Source organism: Achromobacter sp. GbtcB20 (assembly GCF_019091095.1).
GTDB classification, from domain to species: domain Bacteria; phylum Pseudomonadota; class Gammaproteobacteria; order Burkholderiales; family Burkholderiaceae_B; genus Achromobacter; species Achromobacter mucicolens.
Genome location: NZ_JAGXJZ010000999.1, coordinates 1 through 228 on the forward strand (window position 1 = coordinate 1; position 228 = coordinate 228).

Here is a 228-nt window from a genome sequence, read left to right on the forward strand (position 1 = left end):
TTGGACAACATACATATTCTTGTTTGCCGGTGCCGCGAGAAGATCAGAGCAATCTTCCCAGGTCATTGAAGACGGCGAGCGCCATCAGCATGAACAGCAGGCCTACCCCTGCGCGTTGAGCGAATGCCTGGATTCGCTCGGACAGGGGACGCCCGGTCAAAACTTCCAGCGAATAATACAGCAAATGGCCATCATCCAGCACTGGAATTGGTAACAGATTCATTACAC

At 52.2% G+C, this 228-nt stretch carries 1 protein-coding gene; it reads right to left on the reverse strand.

Going from position 1 to position 228, the window contains the following annotated elements; genetic code table 11:
- Window positions 1–43 precede the first annotated feature (43 nt).
- On the reverse strand, window positions 44–228 hold a 185-nt coding region (locus tag KVT32_RS31995), incomplete at its 5' end, for a site-2 protease family protein (RefSeq protein ID WP_217619626.1).